General features: G+C 69.6%; 15 protein-coding genes, 1 tRNA gene and 1 pseudogene. 9 read left to right on the top strand and 8 right to left on the bottom strand.

Annotation, left to right across the window (positions count from 1 at the left end; translation table 11 throughout):
* Positions 1 to 24: 24 nt before the first annotated feature.
* Entirely contained in the window at positions 25 to 714 is a 690-nt protein-coding gene (locus ACGFMP_RS00645) for an ATP-binding protein (RefSeq protein ID WP_393669412.1), read from the bottom strand.
* Positions 711 to 1634, bottom strand: a complete 924-nt coding sequence (locus ACGFMP_RS00640) for a hypothetical protein (protein WP_393669411.1) — start codon at positions 1632 to 1634, stop codon at positions 711 to 713. Before ACGFMP_RS00640 ends, ACGFMP_RS00645 begins: the two co-directional genes overlap by 4 nt.
* 363 nt (positions 1635 to 1997) lie before the next feature.
* Here ACGFMP_RS00640 and ACGFMP_RS00635 point away from each other — a divergent pair, with 363 nt between their 5' ends.
* The 4 genes from ACGFMP_RS00635 (at position 1998) to ACGFMP_RS00620 (ending at position 6323) form a co-directional block, all read left to right on the top strand.
* Positions 1998 to 2516, top strand: coding sequence for a helix-turn-helix domain-containing protein (locus ACGFMP_RS00635; protein ID WP_393669410.1), 519 nt, complete (start codon positions 1998 to 2000; stop codon positions 2514 to 2516).
* A gap of 164 nt (positions 2517 to 2680) precedes the next feature.
* Entirely contained in the window at positions 2681 to 3028 is a 348-nt protein-coding gene (locus tag ACGFMP_RS00630; RefSeq protein ID WP_393669409.1) for a helix-turn-helix domain-containing protein, read from the top strand.
* Between the two features lie 23 nt (positions 3029 to 3051).
* A complete protein-coding gene (locus tag ACGFMP_RS00625) occupies positions 3052 to 4566 on the top strand; it encodes a tyrosine-type recombinase/integrase (protein ID WP_393669408.1) in 1515 nt (504 codons plus the stop codon).
* A gap of 857 nt (positions 4567 to 5423) precedes the next feature.
* Positions 5424 to 6323, top strand: a complete 900-nt coding sequence (locus ACGFMP_RS00620; RefSeq protein WP_393669407.1) for a hypothetical protein — start codon at positions 5424 to 5426, stop codon at positions 6321 to 6323.
* 104 nt (positions 6324 to 6427) lie between these two features.
* Here ACGFMP_RS00620 and ACGFMP_RS00615 read toward each other — a convergent pair whose 3' ends face one another.
* Positions 6428 to 6664 (bottom strand): hypothetical protein, encoded by a 237-nt coding sequence (locus tag ACGFMP_RS00615; protein WP_393669406.1) that lies wholly within the window; start codon positions 6662 to 6664, stop codon positions 6428 to 6430.
* Positions 6665 to 6774: 110 nt separating this feature from the next.
* Between ACGFMP_RS00615 and ACGFMP_RS00610 the strand changes: the two genes are divergently transcribed.
* The 3 genes from ACGFMP_RS00610 to ACGFMP_RS00600 all read left to right on the top strand — a co-directional run bounded on the left by ACGFMP_RS00610 (position 6775) and on the right by ACGFMP_RS00600 (position 9160).
* Positions 6775 to 7905: a hypothetical protein gene (locus tag ACGFMP_RS00610; RefSeq protein WP_393669405.1), complete on the top strand. Its 1131-nt coding sequence runs from the start codon at positions 6775 to 6777 to the stop codon at positions 7903 to 7905.
* A 361-nt stretch (positions 7906 to 8266) separates the two neighbouring features.
* Positions 8267 to 8668 carry a hypothetical protein gene (locus ACGFMP_RS00605; protein ID WP_393669404.1) on the top strand — a complete coding sequence of 134 codons (402 nt, stop codon included), beginning with the start codon at positions 8267 to 8269 and terminating at the stop codon, positions 8666 to 8668.
* Positions 8669 to 8698: 30 nt separating this feature from the next.
* Entirely contained in the window at positions 8699 to 9160 is a 462-nt protein-coding gene (locus ACGFMP_RS00600) for a hypothetical protein (protein WP_393669403.1), read from the top strand.
* A gap of 587 nt (positions 9161 to 9747) precedes the next feature.
* Here the strand turns inward: ACGFMP_RS00600 and ACGFMP_RS00595 are convergent.
* Positions 9748 to 9821, bottom strand: a tRNA-Pro gene (locus tag ACGFMP_RS00595).
* 50 nt (positions 9822 to 9871) lie between these two features.
* Entirely contained in the window at positions 9872 to 10801 is a 930-nt protein-coding gene (locus tag ACGFMP_RS00590; protein ID WP_393669402.1) for a metallophosphoesterase, read from the bottom strand.
* Between the two features lie 109 nt (positions 10802 to 10910).
* Here ACGFMP_RS00590 and ACGFMP_RS00585 point away from each other — a divergent pair, with 109 nt between their 5' ends.
* Entirely contained in the window at positions 10911 to 11369 is a 459-nt protein-coding gene (locus tag ACGFMP_RS00585; RefSeq protein WP_393669401.1) for a GatB/YqeY domain-containing protein, read from the top strand.
* 545 nt (positions 11370 to 11914) lie between these two features.
* Here the strand turns inward: ACGFMP_RS00585 and ACGFMP_RS00580 are convergent.
* Positions 11915 to 14251, bottom strand: a complete 2337-nt coding sequence (locus ACGFMP_RS00580) for a transglycosylase domain-containing protein (RefSeq protein ID WP_393669400.1) — start codon at positions 14249 to 14251, stop codon at positions 11915 to 11917.
* A 384-nt stretch (positions 14252 to 14635) separates the two neighbouring features.
* Here ACGFMP_RS00580 and ACGFMP_RS00575 point away from each other — a divergent pair.
* A pseudogene (locus ACGFMP_RS00575) lies at positions 14636 to 14969 on the top strand (WhiB family transcriptional regulator).
* Here ACGFMP_RS00575 and ACGFMP_RS00570 read toward each other — a convergent pair.
* Entirely contained in the window at positions 14951 to 16348 is a 1398-nt protein-coding gene (locus tag ACGFMP_RS00570) for an ArsA family ATPase (protein WP_393669399.1), read from the bottom strand. The pseudogene ACGFMP_RS00575 and the gene ACGFMP_RS00570 sit on opposite strands and share 19 nt — an antisense overlap.
* A gap of 13 nt (positions 16349 to 16361) precedes the next feature.
* The gene (locus ACGFMP_RS00565) at positions 16362 to 17483 is read right to left on the bottom strand and encodes an ArsA-related P-loop ATPase (RefSeq protein ID WP_393670278.1); all 1122 of its coding nucleotides are present in this window, start codon (positions 17481 to 17483) and stop codon (positions 16362 to 16364) included.
* Between the last annotated feature and the right edge of the window lie 94 nt (positions 17484 to 17577).

The raw sequence follows: 17577 nt of genomic DNA, 5'->3' as shown, positions 1-17577 counted from the left end.
GTCCGCGGGGCGGCCCGGGGCCGGTTATCCGGCGGTGTGCCTTCTGCGGTCGTGGCCGGTGAGGATGACGCGGTCGGTCATCTCGGCGAGGCGGGAGGCGACGCGGTCGCCGACGGCGTCACGGAGCTCGGCGACGGGCAGGTTGGTGGTGACCAGCGTCGGGAGGAGCTGGTTGTAGCGGTGGTTGACCAGGCGGTAGGTCAGCTCTTCGGTCCACGGAGAGTGCTTGGCCGCGCCGAGGTCGTCCAGCAGCAGGAGCGGGCTGCGGCCCAGGCGCCAGAGCTGCTGCTCAGGGTCGCTGCCGTGCTGGGGGCGCTGGGCGGCGTAGAGGTCGGCTGCGGTCGTCGCTTCCCACCGCAGGCGGACACCGGCGGCCAGCAGGGCGCGGATCGCGCCGTAGGCCTGATGGGTCTTGCCGGTGCCGGTGGGGCCGGCGATCAGCAGCGACGGCCCCGTCGCGATGCCGGGTACGCCGCCTGGCCCGCGTCGGCCGGTGCGGGCGATCTCGTCGGTCCAGGCGGTGATACGCGGGTGGTCGGCCAGCGCGCCCAGGTAGCGGGGCGGGATGCGGGCATCAGCGAGCTGTAGCGCTGTGACCGTGTCAGGCTCCGGAATGATCTCGGCTCGGGGGTCGATGCCCCGGGCGGCGAGGATTGCGCCGATACGGTTCACCGCCCTGGCGGCGGTGCGGGGTTCGCGGGTGGCGGTGGTCACAGGTCACCGCCGTAGGCGCTCTCGACATCGGCCGGGTTGGTCCACGCGCGGTACGGCGTGCGGGGGTTGGCCTGCGGCGGGGTGGCGTTCATCGCTTCGTTGACGAGGCTCGGCAGCACGCTGGGGCTCAGCCCCTTGATCCGAAGCCGGTCCAGTCCGGCGCGGATGTGGTCGGCGGCGATGTCTTCGCCCAGGAGCTGGTGGATTTCCCGGCCGAGGTGCCCGAGGACTTTCTCCGGCGGGCGGTGCGCGCATGCCGCGACGTACTCGCCGATGAGCTGCTTCGCTGAGACGGTGGGGCTGGGCGCGGGGGCGCTCGCGCCCCCCGAAGGGATTGATCCTAGATCCAGGATCCTAGGTCCTAGATCCGGACCCTGAGGAGTCACTGCGGCCTCAGTGAGTCCTCCGTGAGCCCTCGGTGAAGGCTCGCCGAATCCCGTCCGACCTGCGGGTTCGCGATTCGCTGAGGGCTCGTTCGTCTGCCGCGAGTCCTCGGCGAGGACTCCGTGAGGGCTCACTGACTCCTCACTGCGGGCTCGCCGACCCTGCCGTGACGTCTCACTGCTCCCGGCGGCCTCGTGGTGGGGGCAGGCGGGTGCGCGGACGCCGCTGGGGCGGTTGATCTTCTGGTGGCGGCGCCAGGTGGTGACGTGGAGGTACTGCTTGCCGTCGTCACCTTCGTAGCGGCAGACGAGGTCGGCGGCCGCGAGCTGGGTGAGGTCGTCCTCGACGCCGAGGGGGCCGTGGTCGGGGCGCAGCGACCACAGCAGCCCGGCGATGACGGCGGGTTGGTCGCGGAAGCGGCCGTGGTCGTCGGCCTGGGTGAGCAGGCCGAAGAAGGTCCGCTCGGCCGACAGGGACACCGCGGCCAGGGACTCCGAGGCGAATGCCTCAGGCTTGATGGTGCGTATCCGGGCCATGCCTCAGCACCCCGCCTTCGGGTCGGGTTGCGGAGACGGGGGTGCGGATACGGCCAGCGGGGCCGTACGCTGGTTCACGGAAGTTCCTCTCCTGGCGGGCTTCGGGACGGCAATCCCGGGGCCGAATGCCGGTCGTGGTCGTTCAGGGATGGGCGGTCTTCGAGGGTTCTGCTTCAGCCCCCGGCGTGTCAGCGCCGGGGGTTTTGTCGTGTCTGGGGGGTCGGTGGGCAGGGTGCGGGGGATGGTAAGACAATACCACATCTCTGCGGATCGCAGCAACTACTTGCAATCGGCAGAACGGCGTGTATCCTAGTAGTCTCCCTGCGGATTGCAGTGAGGTACTACGAACGGAAGGAGCGCCGAGTGGGCGACAACGAGGAGGACCTGCCAGGCCCGAGCATCAACCAGCTCGCCGGCGAGGAGAACATCGCGGTGCGCATCAAGCTCGAACGGGACTCGCGCGGTTGGAGCACCAACGCCCTGTCCGACCGCCTCAACGCCGCCGGCTACGAGATGAACCCCTCGGCGGTCTGGCGGATCGAGAACGGCCAGCGCCGGGTCACCGTCGATGACGCCCTCGGCTTCGCCGAGGTCTTCGGTATCTCCTTGGCCAACCTCGTCGGCCCCCCGAGGCTCGCCGCCCACGCCCGCGCGACAGAGCTGGTCGAGGACATCAGACGCGCCTATCGCGCCTCCCACATGGCCAACCTCGCCGCCGCCCAGGCCCGCGACGCCCTCGACGCCTACCTCGACGAACACCCCGACGTCCGCGAAGAAGCCGAAGCCGCCGCGTCCCTCGCCGTCGCCGAAGAACTCATCGGCCTGCCCCAGCCGTACCAGCTGCACAATCGCCCCAGCCCCAATCAGAAGGACACCGAATAGCCCCGCCTCGAAGCCCCCGCACCGCACCGCCCATCCCTGAGCACCACACCGGCGAGCCCACGGAGTTGCCGCTCCCCACGCCGCCAGAAGAGGACACCCCGTGCGTCACCCCGCCATGCCCGCGACCTCCCCTGCCCGCGCCCGCGCGGAGGAGGCGACCGCCCATGCCTGAACGCCCCCAGCACGAGACCTCGGTGCCCCGGCTCTACCGCCCCGAGGAGATAGCCGACGTCCTCGGCTGTTCCGCCTGGTGGGTCCAGGACCGTGCACGCCGACGCCTCATCCCCTTCACGCGGGTCGGCCGCGCGTACCGCTTCACCGCCGACCACCTCGCCGAGATCATCCGCCTCAATGAGGAGCGCCCGACGCGGATGCCGGAGCCCGACGCGGCCGCTCAGAGGCCGGTTCCCCGGCCATCCGCGTCCAGGGCCGCCCATCCCGCCCAGGTAGAACGCCTTCACGCACGTTCTCCCCGTCGGCTCCGCCGCGACCAGTTCGATACGGCCGCGTAGAGCGACACTGGAGAGGAGGACCCATGGGTTTCGCGGAGAAGCGGGGAAGCTACTGGCGCGGCCGGTTCAAGACCGCGCCAGGCAAGCACGGCACCGTCGTCGACGCGGCGGGTGCGGTGGTCAAGTTCCCGACCAAGCGGGAAGCAAAACGGGCTGCGGACGAGGCGGAGTTCGCGTTCCGGCGCGGCAAGTGGCGCGATCCGGGGCTCGGCCAGGAGACGTTCGGCGAGTACGCCAGCCGCTGGTACGCCGTTCAGGACCTGGCCGCTTCGACCATGCAGAACTACCGGCGCCACATCGAGGAGCACCTGCTCCCGGACTTCGAGGACAAGGCACTCGGCGGCATCCTCCGTACCGACGTCGCGCTGTGGGAGAAGAAGGAGAAGGCGCTGTACGCCGCCACCAGCGTGAAGACCTGGCGAGCGGTGCTCCACCTCATCCTGGCCGACGCCGTCGATGAGGGCCTCATCGAAGCGAACCCGGCCACGACACGGCGCGGGCGGGGCAAGCGCGCCGGCCGCTCCCGCAACCGCGGGCCGGAGAAGGTCATCACCGATCCGCTCGGCGCCTTGCTCATCGCCGAGCGGGCCGCTCTGCTGTCCGGGCGTGACGACGAGTTCGTCGCCGTGGTCCTCATGGCCTTCACCGGCATGCGCTGGGGCGAAGTCGTCGGCCTGGAGACCGGCTTCGTGCGCCCCGGCGCCATCCGCGTCGAGTGGCAGCTGTACCAGCTCGACGACGGCGAAATGGTGCGCTGCCCGCCCAAGGACGACAGCTACCGCACCATCGACCTGCCGCCCTGGCTGAGGGCACTGCTGGCCGACCACATCGCCCGGACCAAGCCGACCCCGTGCTCCTGCCACGGCAAGACGTACGTCTTCCGAGGGCAGCGCGCGGCACGCACCGGCGGCCACCACGGCGCGAAGCTCGTCGACGTCGCCCGGCGGGCCAGTACGTCCGCCGGCACCGTGTCCAACGTCCTCAACCACCCGGAGCGGGTCACGGAGGCCACCCGTACCCGCGTGCAGAAGGCCATCGCCGACCTCGGCTTCGTGCGTGGCGGCACCATCGTCGGGCACACCCCGCACTGGCGCCGCAGCAGCTTCGCTACGTGGCTGTTCGCCCCGGCCGTCTCGGGGTCGTACCCGGCGAGGGGCGGGTCCCGACCTGTGCCACTCGTCGGCGAGCCCTGGCCAGGAATCCCGGTACGGGGACGCAACTCCCAGGGCCGAGCCGATACCTGCTGGGCCCCGATCGCCAAGGGGCTCACCCCGCACGGTCTGCGGCACACCCACAGGACGGTGATGGAGGACCTGGGCACGGAGAAGGTCCTCATGGACGACCGCATGGGCCACTTCGACGGCTCGGTCTCGGCACGGTACGCCCACGTCACTCCGAGCATGCGCCAGCGGCTTACGGCCGGTCTCACCGCACAGTGGGAGGCTGCCCTCGAGGCCCGGCTGAGCCTGCATCCGACCTCACCGGTCGACACGCTCAACCGGCTCCTGCACGTTCGGGAGGCGTCCCGTCAGGCGTGAGTCGCCAAAGAGAACTGGTGCCACCCATGGGTAGCGCCCTGGTGGCACCAGCCTCCTTCGACAGCCAGTGCCTAGTTCAGGGCTTGGGGCGGCTTGGCTGATCTCGCCTCTGGCTGGCAGGATCCACCAGAGTATGAACCGCCATTGGCTGGGTCCGCCGACAGCAGACACCGCGCTGGGCGCCCGGCTCTGGGACGTGTGGTGAAGTGCTCGGGAGGGTGATCGGAGCCGGATTCTTCGGTCTTCCCACAACCGTCGTGCCGGCCGAGAACGGGGCGCTGGTCCACGTAATCGCCGATGAGCTCCCCATGAATACGGTGTTGGCCGCGGGCGCAGCAACCGGTCGCTCCCTGTTCGAGGACCTTGCAGTCAGCCGGAATTCGGACGACGAGCCACCGGAACTGTTCACGTATGTCTTGGTGCGCGGCGGGCGTCGCCTGACACGAGGGCGCTGATTACCACGGCGTGGGATAGCGGCTGGGGAGCCGCTACCTCGCAGGGGTTCGGTTCAAGCGGGTCGCGGTGGCCCGGTCCCTGCTCACCGATGGCTATCCGCTGCAGCGGCCGCCGACATCGGCATCTCCTCCTGCGACCTCCGGCCACATCACCGACCGTTGGTCCTCTGGCTTCACTCGCCAGGCCGACGCCGCTGGCGGGCGCCATCATCCGCCCCGATACAGCCCGCTTTCGGCAGCAACCCGCCGCGCGGAGTCGCGGGCCCGGTACTAAGACCACCCCTAGTGTCGAATGACTCGACATGTCGAATGATTCGACGCTACGTTAGGCCTCTGACGAGTGACCCGGCAGAGGGCCCGGACGGCGTTCGGGTGGAACAGCGCCGCGACGAAGGAGATTCCGTGACGCCGCACGAGGACGCAAAGCACAGCGCCGGGGCAGCCCTAGCCGCCTTGCGCGGGTGGGCCGCCCGCCGTGAGCGGCTGTCAGAGGACCGTGCTGATCTGATGGCTGCTGCCTGGTGGTCGGGTATACGCACCATCACCGACCTCGCCACGGCCGCTGGCGTCTCCCGTGACACCGCCTACACTGACCTTCGCGCCCGCGGCATCGAGCCCACTGACAGGACTGCCGCCGCCTCCCGTCTCCGGCGGTTCGCTCCGTTGACTGCGCAGGCTTTGCACGAGCTCGCCGCGCTGAGCAACACCGTCGTCCTGCCGGCGCTGCTCACCGAAAACCCCGGCCCACTCGCCGAGGCGGCGGGGGCGGTCTCGGTCGCGTTGGAGCGGATGGCCGATCTGCTTGCCGCGGATGCGGACGTCAGTCCTGACTGGCCTGTCGGGCGTGAGGAGTTGGCCCAGGAGCTCGCTGCCCGGTTGCGCACAGCCCTGCACCACGCGCACGCCGTGGCCGCCGAGAGTACGACCCGCGACCGGCTGGCCGCTCAGACCCTAGGCAGTCGAATGGGACTATTCGACGACGGACAAGCCTTGCCTGGGGGTGTGTCCATCGATCTGTACTGGCCCGACGGCGACCGCTCCACCGTCCGCATCGAGCATGCGAGTTTCACGGATGACGCCCCAGCCGGGTGGACTCTGCTGCACTCGGACCGGGCGGTCCCGGAGCTGACCGGCGTGCAGCACCTTGCCATCCAGACTGCCCTGGAAACCCTGGCCGAGACCCTCGGTCGACACCTGCACCGCGAGGGCAAAGCTGGCGACGACCAGGCCACCGTGAGCCCGATGGCGAGTACTGAAGAGACCGCCGGGCTGGTCGTCCTGGATGAGGAGGCCTCGCCGTGAGCCCCGGCAGGCAGGTGTGGCAGCTGGCGGCGCAGTACTGGACGGAAGCCACAAGGACCGTCGTGGAGCTGGACTACGACAACGTGCGGCGCTTCCGCCAGAGTTCAGATCACGTGCAACGCGCTGAACACCTCAATCGCGCCGAAGAAGGTGACCGACGCGCCGCCCGCGCCGAGGAACAGTGCGGGATAGAAGCCGAATCCCAACCCCACTGGCTTCGGCTTCTGCGAGCCGAAGAAGCCGACCACTCCCACCAGGAGCGCGGCGAACGCCGCGGACATGACGTACGCGGCCTCGGAGGACGAGGCAGTGGAGGCAGTAGAGGCGGCGAGCGTGAGCACGTGGACTCCCGAAGGCGGGTCAAAGTGAGGCAGATGACAAAGTCTCGCATCATGGAAATTACCATGGACAATGCGAGACAAGTAGCGGTGCTGGTGGAGGAGGGTTCGTGATGGCTGGACGACCGATGAAGCCCATCCCCGACGAAGCAGACCCTGCCGTCGCTGGGTTTGCCTCCGCCCTGCGGGAAATGGTCGCTGACGCGGTGGGCGAAGGGCCGATCAGCGCGCTCGTCCGCCATGGAGATGTGGGGCGCTCCACCCTCATGCACGCTCTCAGCGGACAGCGCCTACCGACGTTCCAGACCGTTCGCAAGATCGTGAACGCCGTCGCTCAGGCCCGCGACCTGGACACCGGGCAGCGGATCGTGCTGCATGGCGAGTGGATCGACCGTTGGAATAGGGCAGCGAGCGCATCAGGCCACGCCCACACCCAAGGGGAGCCCAAATCGCCCCGGCGGTTTGTTGAAGGCCGCCGAGCGGCTAATGGCGATACCGGGCAGAACTACTCCTTCCAGATCGTTCCGATGCGCGTCGAACTCGCTACCGACGCCGCGTTCGATGAGATGTACGAGATGCTCGCCGCTCATAGGCCGGAATCGTCGTTGGACGAGAGCGTGCCCGGTGGGCCGGTCGACCCAGCCCTGGGGATGGGCGGGTTCGTCGTGTCCACGGCTCAGCGGCTGATGGACGCGATAGAGGAAGGCATGCCCCCTGCGCCGAGAGAGAAGGCGGTCGCGATGCTCGCGGCCGCGCTTCAGCGAGTGGAGGACGCGACGAAAGAACTCACCGCGGCGACGGAGGACGTCACCCGGGCGACCAAGCTCGTGAAGCAGGCTACGAACAGGGGTGCCTCTCCCGAATCCGCAGTAACGCAGCCCGATCCGGACGTGACGGCAGCGCGCAGCACAGTCCACGATGACCGCGCCGACTTTTCCGCTGCGGTGGCTGACCTGGCCCAGACGGTCGTAGGCCAAACACGCACCGGAAAGACCAGGCTGACTCTGGATAGGCAGCCGGACTTCGTTGCCCGAGGGCGGGACGGTTTTCTGTTCATCGAGGTGAAGGAGTCTCCAGAGAGGACGGAGATCAAGCGGCTGATCGAGTCGGCCTCGCCCTACCTGAACGCGGTTCTCGTAACCCGCATGCTCGGTGTCGGACTCGATGATGCGGAGCGATGCGAGGACTCAACTGAGGACACCACCGCGCTGGCAGTTCCGGACACATCAGGCGAGGCGGGTTGATGGCGAAGACGTCGGTCGCCTGCTGGAGTTCCAGCCATCCAACGTTCAGGTGGATGTACTCAGGGCGATACCAGGCCACACTCGTGGCCACCAAGGCAGAAGCATCCACTGGACCTGCTGGACGACCTGCAGCTTCTCTAGGAAGCCAGTGAGTAGCAGGCCTGGTCGAGTACGGCTTGCCGGCTCCTGGCTGAGATCTTCTTAGGACACCCGCACGTCATCGCCGCACGCTGTGTTGACGCCCGCAATTGCACGACCCGTCGGACACGGCCAAGACCATGACTCCTTTGCGCTCTGGCGTTATCGGCATCACCTGCATGACTCTGGTCATGGGGGTGTTCAGATGGGTGGTCGACCGTGGGTGCGCCGGAACATTGGCGAGCAGCGTCTGTGGGTGTGGATGCCCTACGAGAACGGCTCCAACCGGCACTGGATCTTGGAAGAGCTGGGTGCGAGGGTACGCCCCGAGTGGAACCGGGACGCCATCCCTAGACGGTGGGAGATCGCCCGGCCACACCTGCGGACCATCGTCGACGCCATGGCGGAACGCTTCGGCGAGGTAGAGGTGATCTTGCAGTTCGCCACCACGGAGCGCTGCGACACCCGCTGCCAGGACGCAGCCGGCGATGACTGCACCTGCTCATGCCTCGGCGAGAACCATGGCGGAGCCGCCTACTGGCGGCACTGGATTCTCGTCGCCGACACGACACTCGTCGATGTCGCGCGCCACGAGCGGCGACTCCTCGTCCGGCACAGAGCGTAGGAGCCGAAGTTGTCTGCCTTATGGGGCTCGGTGGCAGCATCCGCCGGGGCTGTCGTCACGACTTTGGTGGGGGTGGTGGCGGGTGCTGCGGTCGGCGAGCGGTCGCAGGACCAGCACTGGACCAGAGATCAGGTGGCGCGGGCTTGTGTGCGACTCCTGGAGGAGTCGTCACAGGTGTTCATGGGCCTGGTTGAGATGGAGCGTGCGAGGCCGGCCAGCGTGCCGCAGGGCGTGGTTGTCCCGACGGCGCTGGACTGGCGGCCGTGGAATCAAGCACTGAACATGATCAATCTCGTGGCCGACCCCGGCATTGTGGACGCCGCTCTCGCGCTAGATGAGCAGATATGGCGGATGCACACAGCCATCCGGCGGGGCTTCGGGTGGACGAGACCTGGATGGACCTCCAACAGCCTGTGCTCGAAGCCCAAGGTGCCTTCATCAATGCTGCTCGACGGCAGCTTGCGCGCGATGGCGCCGCGTTGGATCGGATGACGGGGAAGCCCGGCCCCGACGATTCGCTCTGGGCGGGGTAGGCAGCCGCAGGATGCGGAAGCCTTCCGATCGAGACCGGCATGAGCGTCAGCACCGAGCCTCTTGTCGACCGAGCAAGCCAGTAGCGGCGGTCTCCACCAGCCAAAGAGGTCTGATCGGGGTCAGGACGAGCAACTGAGACCGCCAAAGCCGACGGCGGCCGGAACGGTCTGGCCGACTTCGAGACTGGATCTTGGGTGTCAGTCCCGCGGCCAATGCTCTGCTGGCGCTCGGCCTCCTCTGGAGGACCGGGCGGTCCCGGCGGAACCGGGCTGACCTCGGTCAGATCTTGAGCGCTAGCGGCAGAAGCCCTCGCGCCCCGTGCGGCGGCTGCTTCTGACTCTTTCCCGTGCGGGCTTCCCCCGGGCCAGCAACGAATCCGTGAGCGCCGTGGGCCAGGCCGTCTCAGGCGTTCCGTCGAGTCGGGCCGCGCCCGCCCGGGAGCCGGATGTCGAGGTTGGCTCCCAAATGGCTCCCAAGACGCCTCCGGGAACGAATCAGGGCCTTGATCCCCTAGAGGATCAAGGCCCTGACCTGCTGCTTTGGAGTCGGGGTGGCGGGATTTGAACCCACGGCCTCTTCGTCCCGAACGAAGCGCGCTACCAAGCTGCGCCACACCCCGGTGCAACGGGGTTTACTTTAGCGGACCGGGGGCCGGAGGCGAAATCCGGTTTAGGCGGGGGTCAGGGTCAGGAGGGTTGCCTCGGGGGGGCAGGCGAAGCGGAGGGGGGTGTAGCGGTTGGTGCCGCAGCCTGCGGAGACGTGGAGGTAGGAGGTGGAACCGGTGGCGGTGTGGGTCGAGAGGCCCTTCACGCGGTCGGTGTCGAGGTCGCAGTTCGTGACCAGGGCGCCGTAGAACGGGATGCAGAGCTGGCCGCCGTGGGTGTGGCCGGCCAGGATCAGCGGGTAGCGGTCGGCGGTGAAGGCGTCGAGAACGCGCAGGTAGGGGGCGTGGACCAGGGCCAGGTTGAAGTCGGTGTCCGGGTCGGGGCCGCCGGTGACCGCGCTGTAGCGGTCACGCTTGATGTGCGGGTCGTCGAGGCCGGTCAGGCCGAGGACGGGGCCGTGGTCGAGCTTGAGGCGGCCGCGGGTGTTGCTCAGGCCGACCCAGCCGGCTGCGTCGAAGGCGTCGCGCAGGTCGCCCCAGGGGTTGCGGATCACGCCGTGGGCGCTGCCGTTCTTGCCGTTCAGGCCGTGCTGGCCGCGGGCCTTCTCGACGAGGTAGCGGCCCGGGTTGCGGAATTTGGGCCCGTAGTAGTCGTTGGAGCCGAAGACGTACGTGCCGGGGAAGCGCAGCAACGGGCCCAGCGCGTCGAGGACTTCAGGGACCGCGGTGGGGTCGGACAGGTTGTCGCCGGTGTTCACCACCAGGTCGGGGCGCAGGCCCGCCAGTGACTGGAGCCAGCGGCGCTTCTTGTGCTGGCCCGAGACCATGTGGATGTCGGAGAGCTGGAGGATACGGATCGGCCGCAGTCCGGGGGGCAGCACCGGGATGCCCACCCGGCGCAGCCGGTAGGACCTCGCCTCGTAACCGGCCGCGTATGCCACGCAGGCCGCGCCTGCCGCCGTCACACCGAGAGGTAGTCCGTATCGCGCGCGCATGCCTCCATCGTGTCAGAGTCGGGGCCGGTGACGGGACGGGCGGGCGCCCCGGTGCGGGCCGCGGGGTTAATGCGGGGCGACCGCGCCGCCGTGGTGCGAAAATCGGGGCATGACCACGACGCTCAAGCAGCGACTCAAGGACGACCTGACCACGGCGATCAAGGGCCGTGACGAACTGCGTTCCGCCACGCTCCGGCTCACGCTGACCGCCATCACCAAGGAGGAGGTCGCCGGCACCACGGCCCGGCAGCTCTCCGACGACGAGGTCCTGACGGTGATCACCCGGGAGGCGAAGAAGCGGCGCGAGGCGGCCGAGGCGTTCGAGCAGGGCGGCCGGGCCGAGTCGGCGGAGCGGGAGCGGGCCGAGGGCGAGGTGCTGGCCGGGTATCTGCCGCAGCAGCTCTCCGACGAGGAGATCGCCGCGATCGTCCGCGAGGCCGTCGCGGAGTCCGGCGCCACGGGGCCGAAGGGCATGGGCGCCGTCATGAAGCTGGTGAACCCCAAGGTCGCCAAGCGCGCGGAGGGCGGCCGTGTCGCTGCCGAGGTCAAGCGTCAGCTCGCCGGCTGACGACCCGACTCGACCCGAGCAGACCAGATCCGACCTGACTCGAGTCGCCCCGAGCAGAGCCGCCCCGCCCCGACCCGCCCCGAGCGGGGCGGCGCAGGGCGGTAGCCCGTACGTGTGAGGGGCTGTGCGGTACGCCGTACGTCGGAGGCGCCGCGGTACGCCTACGCGCTCGTCGCAGGGCCCGGCACGTCCGCCCGCCGGACGTGCTCACCGCCCTCCGCGGCTCCGCGCCGCCGCCGCCGGGCGAACCGTTCCCCCGGGGGTGCGGCACGCGGGCCCGTACCCGCACCTCTGCACCCTCCCGCCAGGCGCACCCGCGCCCCCGCCCACCCGGGCGACCCGTTCCCCCGCGGGCGCGGCACGCCGGCCCGTACCCGCACCTCCGCCCACCCCGGCGACCCGCACCCCCGCCGCCCGCCACCCCACGCGTAAGGGGCGCCCTCCAGGGAGGAGGGCGCCCCTTACATGCTCACCGCCGACAGACGGCCAAGCCCACGGTCAACCCCGCAGCCAAGCCCGCAGCCGGCTCACGGCCCGCGCCCGGCTCACGGCCCGCCGCCCGTGGTGCCGCCGGCCCGGCCGTTGCCGCCGCCCGCGGCTCCCGCCGTGCCGCCGCCCGTGGTCATACCGGGCGGGATCGTGAAGGTCGGGAAGGGGTTGGGCCCGCCATTGGTGGCGCCCATGGTCGTGGCACCTCCGGGGCCGTGGCCCTTGCCGTCGTCCGGGGGCTGGGTACCGTCGGCCGGCGGCTGGTTGTCCTTGGGGGGCGAGTCGGGGAGCGGCACGGTGATGAAGTGTTCCTTGTCCGTGCCCTTCAGGGCGCCGGACATCGCGTCCTTCCAGATGGGCGCGGGGCCGGTGGCACCCTCGACCTTGTCGAAGGTCTTCGGGCCGATCTTGACCTTTATCCCACCGGTGCCGTCGTGGCCGCCGTTGTCGTCCGCGCCGTAGAACATCGACAGCCGGTGGCCCTTGACCCCCTGGCCGAACGGGTCGCCCAGCCAGACGGCGGAGGCCAGCTGCGGGGTGTAGCCGGCGAACCAGGCGTCCTTGCGGTCGTCGGTCGTACCGGTCTTGCCTGCGGTGTCGCGGCCGGGCAGGTCGGCCGCGGTGCCGGTGCCGTCGTCGACGACGCCCTTGAGCATGCTGTTCAGGGTATCGGCGGTGTTCGTCGACATGGCCCGGCTGCAGATGCTCTTCGGCACCGGCAGCTTCTTGCCGTTCGGTCCCGTGACCGCCTCGAGGACGATCGGCGTGCAGTAGACGCCCCGGTTGGCGAAGGCCGCGTAGGCCGCCGCGACGGTGAGCGGCGACACCTCGTTGACGCCCAGGGTGAGCGAGGCGCTCTGTATCAGCGGCTTGCCGTCGGCCCGGCCGAAGCCGAGTTTGGAGGCCATGTTGACGATCGGGCACAGGCCGACGTCCGCCTCCAGCGCGACGAAGTACGTGTTGATGGAGTGCTTGAGCGCGTCCGGCATGGCGTAGGGGCCGACTTCGCTGGGCATCTCGTTCTGCGTGCCGACGTCCTTGTAGTGCAGTGTCTGGCCGCTGCAGTTGGTGACATCGGGGTAGGTCGGCATCTTGTACGGCGACGGGTAGGCCTGGTCCGGCTTGAAGCCCTGCTCGAGGGCCGCGGCCGCGGTGATCGGCTTGAAGGTCGAGCCGTTCTGGAAGCCGCCGCTGTTGCCCATGTTCCGGTCGACGGACAGGTTGAGCTGGGTCTGGTTCTTGCCGAAGCCATACGGCTTGCTCTGGCCCATCGCGACGATCTTGCCGGTGCCCGGCTGCACCATGGTGTCGGCGGCGACGAACTTGTCGGTCGAGTAGACGTGCTCGCTGAGGCCCTTGAGGAGCGAGGCCTGGGCCTTCGGGTCGAGCGTGGTCTTGATCGTGAGACCGCCTATGTCCCACGCCCTCTGCCGGGCGGTCTTGGTCTTGCCGAAGACCGCGTTCTGCAGGAAGGTCTCGCGGACGTAGTCGCAGAAGAAGCCGGCGCCGTTGACGGCGGTGATGCAGCCGTTCTTCGGCGAGCTGACCTTGAGGCCGAGCGGGGCCTTCTGCGCGGCCGCCGCCTGCGCCGGGGTGATGTCCTTGAGCTGGGCCATGCGCGCCAGCACCGTGTTGCGGCGGGCGAGGGCGGTCTGCTCGTTGCTGACCGGGTCGTAGCGGCTCGGCGACTGCACCATGCCGGCCAGCAGCGCGGCCTGGGTCAGGGTGAGCTTCTTGGCGGTGGTGCTGAAGTAGCGCTGCGAGGCGGCTTCGATGCCGTAGGCCTGCTCGCCGAAGAAGGTGATGTTGAGGTAGTTCTCCAGGATCTTCTTCTTGCCGAGCTCCTTCTCGACCTGGATCGCGTACTTCATCTCCTTGATCTTGCGGCCGACGGTCTGCTGGGTGGCCTGGGCGACCTTGGTGGCGTCGTCGCCCGCCTCCTCGACGAAGACGTTCTTGACGTACTGCTGGGTCAGCGTCGAGGCGCCCTGGGTGCCGCCGTCCGAGGCGTTGTTGCTCAGCGCCCGCAGGATGCCCTTGAGGTCGAGGGCGCCGTGCTCGTAGTAGCGCGAGTCCTCGATGTCGACGAGGGCCTTGAGGATGTTCGGGCTCATCGCGGTGATCGGGACGACGGTGCGGTCGCGCGAGTAGACGGTGGCGATCAGCCCGCCGTTGGCGTCGAGGATCTTGGACGCCTGGCTGAGGGGTGGAGTTTTGAGTTCTCCCGGCAGGTCGTCGAAGCCTGCCGCCGTACCCTTCGCGGACAGGCCGAGTGCACCGGCGGCCGGCAGGGCTATTCCTGCCAGGACCGCGCCGGCCAGGACGCTGACGCCGAGGAACTTGGCGGCCTGCTGGGCCGTCGTGAGCCCCCCGCCCGAACGCTTGTGAGCCATGGAGGCAGCCTACGTGGCGATTCCCCGGACGTACGCCCAGGTGTTCGCCTAGTGTGTAACAGACAGGATGCGAACGTCGGCGCATCACTGTCCCCCGTCGTCACTCTTGTGAGTGATGAGAAGTGCCCGAATTTCGGTATATGCCGGAGGTCTTGGCCCTCCAGGCGGGTGATACGTGACCGTATCGCCCCATAGTTCCGATACGACCGGCAGTCACTCCGTTGGGTGATCCGGTGGGCACGCATAGTCCATTCGGGCCATGCAAGATTGGGCCTGAAAGGGCTGTTGCGTCGCGCCTACCTTCCGTAACGTCCCAACTGGCACCGGTGAATATGCCGGTTGCCGCCGTGGGGGAGCCTCGATTCGGGAGAGGACGGCGCCAGCATGAGCAGCTGGGTAACCGACTGGAGCACGCAGGCCGCGTGCAGGACGACGGATCCGGATGAACTCTTCGTCCAGGGTGCGGCGCAGAACCGGGCGAAGGCGGTGTGCACCGGTTGCCCGGTCCGCACCGAGTGCCTGGCCGACGCGCTCGACAACCGGGTGGAGTTCGGGGTGTGGGGGGGGAATGACCGAGCGGGAGCGCCGGGCACTGCTTCGGCGCCGCCCGATGGTGACGTCCTGGCGCAGGCTGCTGGAGACCGCCCGCACCGAATACGAGCGCAGCACCGGTCTGCTGCCACTCGGTGACGAGGACGACTACGCCGCGGCGGGCTGACCTTCCGCGAGTTCCTGTCCGATCGCCCGCAAACCCTCCAGGTCGTGCACGTCGCCCGGCAGGGCGGTGACATCCACCATGGGCACCTCCGGGTGTACCGACACGAAGCGGTCGCGGGTGCGTCGTTCACGCGCGACCACCTGCATGCGTTCCGCATGGAGGCGCAGCAGTCCGGCGGCGAGCCGCTCCGTACCGCCGATACCGTCGCCTTCGTCGATACCGTCCGGTCGGTCCTGCCGGGAGTCAGCATGCCCGGCACCGTGATCCACAATGCCGCCGTCGGCAAGATTTTCTGCCGCGGGCTGTTTCGGGCCGCCGCCCGCGCGCTTCCCGGCCGCGTCCTCGGTGCCCCCCGCCTGCGCGTCCTCGGTGCCCGTGGCCTGCGGGTCCTGTTCCGCAGCCTGCGCCGCCTGTTCCGCGGCCTCCGCGCTCTCGGCCGCGTGGTCCTCCAGCGCCTCCGCCGCCGCCAGCGCGCGCTCCGCGGTCAGCTGGGCCGCCCCGCTGCCGTGCACCCGGTTGAGTACGAGGCCGGCCAGCGGCATGTCCTCGTCGGCCAGCCGCTCCACGAAGTACGCCGCCTCCCGCAGCGCGTCCCGCTCCGGTGCGGCGACCACGAGGAAGGCGGTGCCCGGCGCCTGGAGCAGCCGGTAGGTGGCGTCGGCCCGGGTGCGGAAGCCGCCGAACATCGTGTCCATGGCCGCCACGAAGGTCTGCACGTCCCGCAGGAGCCCCGCGCCCATCACCTTGCTGAGGGTGCCGGTCATCATCGACATCCCGATGTTCAGGAACTTCACCCCGGCCCGGCCGCCGACCTTCGCCGGGGCCATCAGCAGCTTGATGAAGCGGCCGTCGAGGAAGGACCCGAGGCGCTTGGGTGCGTCCAGGAAGTCCAGCGCGCTGCGGCTCGGCGGGGTGTCCACGATGATCAGGTCCCAGGCGTCCTGGGCGCGCAGCTGGCCCAGCTTCTCCATCGCCATGTACTCCTGCGTGCCGGCGAAACCGGCCGACAGCGACTGGTAGAAGGGGTTCTCCAGGATCGCCCTGGCCCGCTCCGAGTCGGAGTGCTGGACGACGACCTCGTCGAACGTCCGTTTCATGTCCAGCATCATCGCGTGCAGCGAGCCGCCGGCCGACCGATCGATTCCAGCCACCTCGCGCGGCGTGTTGTCCAACTCGCTCAGACCCATGGACTGGGCGAGCCTGCGGGCCGGGTCGATGGTCAGCACGACCGCCGTGCGGCCGCGCTCGGCGGCGCGTACGCCGAGGGCGGCGGCGGTCGTGGTCTTGCCGACGCCGCCGGAGCCGCAGCAGACGATGATCCGGGTCTTCGGGTCGTCGAGCAGCGGGTCGATCTCCAGTACGGGGCTCTCCAGGCTCATGTCACCACTCGCTTCATGCTTCGTCCGCCGCTTCGTCCGCTTCCTCGTCCGCTTCCTCGTCCACCGAGCCGTGCGCCGCTTCCTCCGCCAGGTCGGGCGCCGGCTCCTCCGCCAGGTCGTCCGCGTCCGGTGCGCCCGCGGTCGTGACGCCCGGCACCGCCTGCTTGCGCAGGCTGTCGGCCAGCCGGTAGAGGCCGCCCAGGTCCACGCCGTCGCTGAGCAGGTCCAGCTCCCGCACCGGGAGGCCGAGCGCGGCGATCTCGGCCCGCTGCTCCCGCTCCAGGACCACCCGCTGCGCGTGCTCGTGGGCCTGCGCGAGCAGCGGGTCGACCAGCCGCTCCGCGACCCCGCCGCGGCGGGCACCGCCGAGGCCGGCCTGCGACAGCGCCTTGGCCACCGCGGTGCGCCGCTTGCCGACGGCCACCGCGCTGCGGTCGGCGGCGGCCTTGGCGAGGTCGCCGTCGCCCAGCAGGACCGGCCGGACCATGTTGACGATCACCGCGCCCACCGGCAGCCCGGCGGCACGCAGCTCCGCGACGCCGTCCATGGTCTCCTGGACCGGCATCTCCTCCAGCAGGGTCACCAGGTGGATCGCGGTCTGCGGGGACTTCAGCACCCGCATCACGGCCTGCGCCTGGTTGTGTATCGGGCCCATCCTGGCCAGCCCGGCGACCTCGTCGTTGACGTTGAGGAAGCGGGTGATGCGGCCGGTGGGCGGGGCGTCGAGCACGACCGCGTCGTAGACCGGCCAGCCCGCCTTGTCCTTGCGGCGGACCGCCTCGCACATCTTTCCGGTGAGCAGGACGTCCCGGATGCCGGGCGCGACGGTCGTGGCGAAGTCGATCGCGCCCAGCTTCTTCAGAGCGCGGCCGGCCCGGCCGAGCTTGTAGAACATGTCCAGGTAGTCCAGCATCGCCAGCTCGGCGTCGATGGCGAGCGCGTGGACCTCGCCGCCGCCGGACGCCGAAGCGATCCTGCGTTCCTCGTAGGGCAGGGCCTCGGTCTCGAAGAGCTGGGCGATCCCCTGGCGCTCCTCGACCTCCACCAGCAGGACGCGCCGGCCCTCCGCCGCGAGGGCGAGCGCCAGCGAGGCGGCGACCGTGGTCTTGCCCGTACCGCCCTTGCCGGTCACGATGTGGAGCCTGATGGCAGATGACTGTTGAGCGCTCACCTTGCGAGCCTAACCACTGGCGGGGCGGCCCACGCCTTGGGTCCCGGCGAGGCGATAA

The organism is Streptomyces sp. NPDC049040, from assembly GCF_043197715.1.
Taxonomy (GTDB): Bacteria; Actinomycetota; Actinomycetes; order Streptomycetales; family Streptomycetaceae; genus Actinacidiphila.
Note: the sequence above shows the minus strand (reverse complement) of the source record. Positions and strands in the feature narration are given on the sequence as shown.